We start from the raw sequence: 6,474 nt of genomic DNA on the forward strand, positions 1-6,474 counted from the left end.
TCATTCTACACGAATCCGGCCGTGGGCCTTTTTATATTCAGTTCGAGGTGTTGCACTTCATTTTACAATCCGTCATTTAAAAACATTGACTAATAATTACCGCTCTAGCCGGAGTATTGTGGAATTTGCGAATAACGTCTCAGCACTACGGAATGAAAAGATTCGTACGAAACAAAACTTGGTATGGACAGAAACGGCGATTCGGGATTATACCAGAAAACCATTTTTGTATCGGGGGCAAAAGGACAGCCTATTTCAAAGCGTGGCCGATAAGAGCTACGTTATGGTAGTTGTTCCTAATGAGATAACGAAAACGGAGCTTGTCCATTCTTATCCCGAACTAGAGTCTAGGGTGTTGACAGTTTCCGAAATTAAAGGCATCGAGCGAAAGTATATTGTTAGTTACAATATGATGTCCGCATTTTATGAGGAATGGCGAGCGATCTTCACTCAGAACGTAAAGCTAAACCACGAGGTGTACAGATACTATTTTAATTTACTATACGTGGCTGTTACGCGAGCTAGAGATGTGTTTTGTATGATAGAGGACCATCTAGGTGAGAACGAAAGTAATTGGCTGCTACGTCAGGTTGATGTAATTGAACAGTTCGACCTTGTTGAACTCGGTCTAAGTGAAGGCTCGACACTTGACCAGCTATTGAAAGAAGCAGAAGAATTTGAGTACGACGAAACATACGAGCATGCTATCGCTTTGTACGAGAACCTACTGAAGAAAGACCACAGTGACTATACCATTCTCGCTCAACAAGGCTTACAAAGGTGCAAAATCAAGAAGGGCTATGACATCCACCGGAATCCTATTCGCTGCGGTCGTGAATTAATGGAGCTAAAGGAATTCGATCAGGCGATTACGTATTTACGCAAAAGTAAAGAGCCAAGGCTTCTACTGCAGGCTTTATTATCTTCCGATCGGCATGAACACTATGATATCCCAAAAGAGATGGAGAAGTTCGGAACCAATCCACTACAGGAGCTTGTAAACCTTAATGATGATGCACTGATGACGAAGTACTTGGATCGGGAATTGAAGTCCTATCTGCAGCATTTAAAACAAATTGAAGCGACATCAAACGAAATGAAGAACATCTTTACGAATGGAACTAAGAAGGAGACGAGCTAAAGATGGCGACAAAGGCCGAAAATAAATCGATGGAAGTCCTTTTAAACCGGTTTCATGAGCTTTCTCAAAACACGCAGGAATTAGACTCAACTGTTTCCAACTTTTCGCAGCTAGCGAATGATTTTAAAGCAACCCTGGAGGAACTTGATCATACGCATTCCTTTAAAGAAGTAGAGAAGCTCTCAAAAGAAGCGGTAGCAAGGCTAAAGGAGCTAAAAAGCCTCAATGAGCTTCAGGTATTGGATAAATTAAAGGACATCGTTCAAAAAGAGGTTGCTGGACAAAACCAAAAGTTGGAGGGGCAGCTAAAGAAAATAATTACGCAGAAGCAAAGTACGACGAAGACTTCCAATACTGCGGATAACGAAACGAAGCTGCTACTGCAGCAAATCAATAGCAAGCTAGACCGGGGTCCTTCGGTGTCTTCGTCATCAAACGAAGAACTGTTGAAATTAAAAAGAATGGTAACTTCCATGTCTTCGAAAATCAAAAAGATGGAAGATGAGTATGAGCAACGTATCACGCTTCTCGAGATAGAAATTGAATTGCTTCGTGGGAAACAAAGCGATGACACAACGATAGATATCTCTGATGAAGATTTACCGTTTTAAAGAGGAAGAACAAAACCATGAGTATTCAAGCTGGGGTACAACTAGCAAAGCGGGAACGATATCATGAGGCTCTGGCGTTGGGGGAGGAGCAGTATCAGTTGTTAATGTTATTACAAAACGGTGTAGCAAAGTTTGTAGGATAGGGTATACATCGTGGTTTTAAGGCATAAACAGCGATGGTTTACTCAATTACGATTGTGATAAGGAACGGTTGACAATTTGTCATCGTAATTTTCACTTTATTTTAAGGGTAGAGGGGCCGAGTATGAGCAGCGGGATTCAATTGAAAACGGTTAACGAGCTTCGTAAAGATATATCTTTTTTTATTCCCTCTTATCAACGGGGCTATCGTTGGGATGAACAGCAGGTTTTGAATCTGCTTGACGATATTTATGATTTCATGCAATCCGGTTCGTCTGAATTTTATTGCCTACAGCCGATTGTAGTACGGGAGTGCGACGATCAGGATAAGAAATATGAAGTTATCGACGGGCAGCAACGATTAACTACAATAAAAATCATCTTGTCGTACTTAAGAAGAGCGAATTACTCGATAACCTATGAAATACGACCGGACAGCGAGGTGGTTTTAAATGATCTGGAGAGTGTACAGGACCACAAAAATATCGATTACTATTTCTTTAAGAAAGCGTACGACACTGTGAAAGAATGGTTTAACGGGCCACGTGAGAATGGAGTGACTTTAGAAGATGAATTTCATATCGCTTTAGGTAAAAACGTAAAAGTCATCTGGTACGAAGTCGATCCAGAGATAGAGGTTCGGGAAGTCTTTAGTCGCCTGAACATAGGTAAAATTCCACTTACGAATGCTGAACTTATTAAGGCACTCATCTTAACATCTGACGAAAAGCGCAAGCTGGAGCGGGCGAATGAGTGGGATTCGATCGAGCGCAAACTAAGAAACGATCGATTATGGTACTTTGTCAATCCGAAGAAAGACTACTCTAGCCGTATTGAGTTACTTTTCGACCTATATACGAAGAATAAGAAGGCCGCAAGTCCGGATAAGTTTTTCACTTTCTATGAAATTCAAAAGCAGCCAGATTTAAGTGATGTGTGGCAAAAAATTAAGGGCTACCTTGCTTTGATTGAGGAATGGTTCGAGGATCGAGAGTTATACCACTATATTGGCTATCTCACGCAACGCGGACATATTGCCGAGATTATCGATCTCTATGATCATGCTAACACCGCAGACAAGCAGACTTTCCGTAAAGCATTGAAGCAATTATTGAATAAACAAATTGAAGGGATTGACATCAGCCAGCTGCAGTATGGAGTGGATAATGATCGAATCAAGAACGTGTTGCTCTTGTTTAATATTGCAACGACCTTGACTCAGCAAAACCATGAGGCACGCTTTCCTTTCGATGCGTATTCTAAGGGCAGATGGAGTATCGAGCATATTCACGCTCAAAATACAGAGGGGCTAAGAACGAAGGAGCAGTGGCAGGCATGGATTCGCGATACAATTTCGCTATTTGAGCAGTTTAACGAGCCCACTGACGAATCAATCGTCAAAAAGCTTAAAACTAGCCTGAATGATCCTAATCTATCACAGAATGAGTTTGAAGAGCTGTTTACAGAGATTGTAACTGAAAATATGGAGAGGTTTGGTACAGATCTAAACACGATTGATAACTTGGCATTGCTGGACCAAGGGACTAATAGCGCGCTGGGCAATCATTTCTACCCTGTAAAGTATCGAAAGTTGCTTGAGCACGACAAAAAGGGACATTTCATTCCTATCTGTACGAGAAACGCATTTATGAAGTATTACAGCGATAAGGTTGATCATTTCCAGTTGTGGAGTGAATCTGATCGTAATGGATACCTGTCGGCGATAGAAGAGTCTTTAAAGGTCTTTCAGTAAAGGGGATACGAGATGAACCCACCGAACACATTCTGGCGGCTCCTGAGGCAATATAAGGTTCGCATTCCAATGATTCAGCGTGATTACGCACAAGGTCGCAGCGACGAGCAGACGAAAGAAATTCGTGAGCTCCTACTTGAAAATATAACGGAAGCGATTCTTCGGAAGAAAAAGTTAGATTTTGATTTCATTTACGGTTCTGTTAGTGAGGATGAGCTATTCCCTCTAGACGGCCAGCAACGCTTGACGACGCTGTTCCTACTCCATTGGTATTTCGCGGTCAAGGAGAATAAGGACGTGTCGGAGATCATGGTCAAATTCTCATATGAGACCAGGATCAGCGCTCGTGACTTCTGTGAACAACTGGCGAAGCAGAAGATTCCTTTTAGCGATTTTTCCGTTGATACTCCTGCATCTGTAATCCGGAACAAGAAATGGTTTCAGTATCATTGGCAAGCGGACCCGACGGTCGAAGCGATGCTTGTCATGCTGAACTCCATACACGAATCTTTTTGCGAAGTGGACCAACCTGTCTTGGAAAGCCTCACTAGCGAAGATTGTCCAATCACGTTCAGCTTCCTGGAGCTAGAGCACTTTGGATTAAGTGATGAACTGTATATTAAGATGAATTCCAGAGGTAAGCCATTATCTACTTTCGAGAATTTTAAGGCACAGTTCGAGCAGTTGCTTGAGAAAAATGGCTTTATTGAAGAGAGCAAGCAATTCTCTTTACGAATAGAGCAGGAATGGACAGACTTACTATGGGAATATCGTGATGAGGACAATACGATCGATCGAGCGTTCATGCGGTTATTTACTTTTATTAGCAGTGCATTGTACCTTAAAGCTAACCCGTTTGCAAGAAACGCTAGTCTTCTTATTCAGGAATTTAGCAGAATCCATGATTTGGCGTCGGTTTATAATAAGAAGGAGAATGTCTCCTTCTTATTTGACGCATTGTCACTATGGAAAAACCGCCGCGATATTCATCAGCAGTTTACGGAAATCTTTGAGAAGCTTCCTTTATTTAATAACAATATCCAACTGATGGAAAAGTGTTTAAACAACTCATTACAATTGGATGAACGAGTACTCTTATATACCGTTGTAGCGAAGAAGATAGCGATGCAAGAAACGGATCTGATTGACACACTGCGTGTGGTGCGTAATTTACTTATTCGTGTTCGCCAAGGCAACAGCGGCGTTTATAACAGTAACCTACGCGTAGAGAACATTGGACCGATACTGAGCGGGGTTGACTATATGGTAAACTTCAACAAGCCCATATATGAGGTGCTACTTCAGGAGTCATCCATTCCTGGTTTCGCTAGCACGAATTGGGGCCAGGAGAAGGAGAAAGCAGAGCTTCTCAATAAACATCCACACTTAAAACAGTCACTGCACACTCTTGAAGATATGCCAAGACTTAAAGGGGCAGTACACCAATGGCTCGATGCTTTTGTCGCGTTTTCAAATCAGTTGACTGATACACTTGTAGAACTTGACAAGGTAAATGCAGCGTTTGTGTCCCGTGCAATGTTATCTTTAGAATCATATCAAGTACAACTTGGTTGGAGTAACTTGGGGCCAAGGTATCTCTTTGGAGGAAAACGTGCAAACCGTGAATATTTATGGACACTTTCCGAAAACTCTCTTAAACCTCTGTTCACGAGGTTTACAGCAGCCTTGATTAATGCACAAGGGAGGTCCATGAAGGAAAAAGTTGAGTCACTTATTAATCCTGGCAAATGGACAATTGAGGATTGGCAGTATTATTTCATTAAATACGATACGATGTTGAAGGACAGTCATCAGGTTTATACAAATAGCGGCTCCAACCGTACTTTCGACATCGAGCGGTTATCGGGAATTAATCTTCAAGCGGAGCATATTAATCCATTTTATGAGGCAATAGTCGAGCTAATTGGTGATAACTCAATCTGCAGGATAGTGGACTGTCAAAAGCGGCTGTCAGAACGAAGCGAGATCAGAACTATCAACAATGCGGTTTTCAGATTGGTCGGATCGCGTTGGACTTACGACGTAGACTCACGCATCCAAGCCGACCTTGACCGGTACGCAGAAACCTTATCGGGGTTCGACGTAGTAGAGACGGGCTATGCCCTCGTCATGAAGGCGCATGAATTAGCCGCTAGATCAGCATGATTTAATGAGCTTGGTGAGAAGGTAGGGAATTATGTTTTAGACAAGGGATATATTCTGGTATTGACTATCTCGCGCTACATCCAAAGTATCGGAATAAAAAATGTGCAATTTAAGACATAGGTGCAATAGAAGTTAAAGAAATTATTTATCCTAAGGAAAAAGACTAATCGATAAAAAAGAATTAATGTTTGGAGGATTGGACGTGGCAAAACGCTGGTCATCAGAAGAAAATGAACTGTTTATTAATATTATTAATGATTACCGAGCAGATATTTTTCGAAAATCTCATAAAGAAACTATTGAGGTCGCAAGAAAATATGCAAAGCAGCTGTCAGTCAAGCCTTTATTGCATGATAGGACCGAACAAGCCATATTTGAGCATCTGACGTATTTCGATGAGCTTTTAGCGGGACTGGGAGATAAGAATAATTATGTTATAAAGGATGATGCCTATTTTGGTACAAAAAAACGAATGAACGATAATACATCGTATGCTTCCGTTAGGGTATGGAGAAGCGGAAAATAGGGATAAATGCAAAAAATAGATTTTGATATTATTTTTTAAAAATGTTCGCTTTATTTAAATTCTTTTAGGGCCTGTACGCAAACTTCAAGAATGCCCTCAAATCTGTTAAATTAAAGACATGAGACGACGATACGAT

At 41.3% G+C, this 6,474-nt stretch carries 6 protein-coding genes; all 6 read left to right on the plus strand.

The genetic code is table 11. From position 1 onward, the window contains the following. Positions 1-1,141: ATP-binding domain-containing protein (locus tag HRQ60_RS22990; protein WP_216671680.1), on the plus strand; the 1,141-nt coding region annotated here is incomplete at its 5' end. Between the two features lie 2 nt (positions 1,142-1,143). Beyond that, a complete protein-coding gene (locus HRQ60_RS22995; protein ID WP_172200874.1) occupies positions 1,144-1,752 on the plus strand; it encodes a hypothetical protein in 609 nt (202 codons plus the stop codon). A 17-nt stretch (positions 1,753-1,769) separates the two neighbouring features. Then, complete coding sequence (locus tag HRQ60_RS23965) at positions 1,770-1,895, plus strand: hypothetical protein (protein ID WP_281358161.1); 126 nt, start codon at positions 1,770-1,772, stop codon at positions 1,893-1,895. A gap of 122 nt (positions 1,896-2,017) precedes the next feature. After that, the gene (locus tag HRQ60_RS23000) at positions 2,018-3,646 is read left to right on the plus strand and encodes a DUF262 domain-containing protein (protein ID WP_172200877.1); all 1,629 of its coding nucleotides are present in this window, start codon (positions 2,018-2,020) and stop codon (positions 3,644-3,646) included. Positions 3,647-3,658: 12 nt separating this feature from the next. Beyond that, a complete protein-coding gene (locus HRQ60_RS23005; RefSeq protein ID WP_172200880.1) occupies positions 3,659-5,812 on the plus strand; it encodes a DUF262 domain-containing protein in 2,154 nt (717 codons plus the stop codon). Positions 5,813-6,014: 202 nt separating this feature from the next. Continuing rightward, positions 6,015-6,338 carry a hypothetical protein gene (locus HRQ60_RS23010; RefSeq protein ID WP_172200883.1) on the plus strand — a complete coding sequence of 108 codons (324 nt, stop codon included), beginning with the start codon at positions 6,015-6,017 and terminating at the stop codon, positions 6,336-6,338. The last annotated feature ends 136 nt before the right edge of the window (positions 6,339-6,474 follow it).

It is taken from the genome of Saccharibacillus qingshengii, from assembly GCF_013185195.1.
In the GTDB taxonomy this organism is placed as follows: domain Bacteria; phylum Bacillota; class Bacilli; order Paenibacillales; family Paenibacillaceae; genus Saccharibacillus; species Saccharibacillus qingshengii.